This is a genomic window from Alicyclobacillus shizuokensis NBRC 103103 (genome assembly GCF_001552255.1).
Taxonomy (GTDB): domain Bacteria; phylum Bacillota; class Bacilli; order Alicyclobacillales; family Alicyclobacillaceae; genus Alicyclobacillus_G; species Alicyclobacillus_G shizuokensis.
Window position 1 is genome coordinate 1 of record NZ_BCQV01000125.1, and the last position, 974, is coordinate 974.

The 974-nt window shown below is 54.5% G+C and carries 1 pseudogene; it reads right to left on the bottom strand.

Going from position 1 to position 974, the window contains the following annotated elements:
* Window positions 1-143: 143 nt before the first annotated feature.
* Window positions 144-812: pseudogene (locus ASH01S_RS17610) on the bottom strand (transposase); the annotation flags it as partial.
* Window positions 813-974 lie beyond the last annotated feature (162 nt).

A 974-nucleotide genomic window follows, 5' to 3' on the forward strand; every position in this document is an offset into this window, starting at 1 on the left:
GAATAGACACCCCAAAACAGAGAAATTGTAAGTTTTAATATTCTGATATGGTTTCTGTTCCCACTCAGCTTGCCTTGGCCCTCAACGCTTGGAAATATCTTCTTTCGCATTCAACCGGTGTTAGATAGGGTCTGCTGAACGGGTCACGAGGTCGCCAGCGCAGTTGGAATTGGGAAGTTGCGGAGCCATGCAAGGACAAGGGACAAAAGAAGGCGGAGTCGCCGCTCCAAATTCATCACGAGCAGTTGCAGCGCGATAACCGTCTCGCTCGTTGCCCGCAGATGCGCCCGAATCAAGCCCAGACCATACAGACGCTTGCCTTCGCCAAACTTCCCTTCGATTGCGTTTCGTTCCGCTGCGTCCTGTCTCTCAATCCGTGCCTGTTCTGCCCGTGACGTCTGCGAGGGCCGACCCAGTGGCGGTCCACTCAGGCGAATACCTCGCTCTTTGCAGTAACGCAGGTTCTCCCGACTCCGATAAGCCCTGTCGGCCAGCACAGCTTCTGGATAATGGCCATACCGCTCCCGGTAGGCCTCCACTGCCGCCTGCAGGGTTTTGCCTTCGTGAAAGCTGTCCCAGTCGAGCCGCTCCAGCCTTGCGTACCCATTCACCACACTGATTGCCACCTTTGCGCCAAACTCCACGTTAGCGCGTACCTTGCCACGAACGATGGGCCGCACATGGGGTTGTGAAATGCTGACGATTCGGTCCTCGATGCGACGGGTCTTCCTGCGGTACATCTCTTCCTGCTGACGATACAGTTCCTGGATGACCAGCAGCTGACGGTACTGCCGAGCGCTCAGGGCACCCAACCCGACTTCCTCCCACTATAAACTCCCACTATAAACTAGTGCTTTCTTCTATTTACTCTCTCATTCTCACGATTACGCACCTTGACAACTTGAGAGGGACTGCTGGAATGTTAGATATGCCAATCTTCGAACCGGTATTCCATGGCAGGAACAGAGATTGGT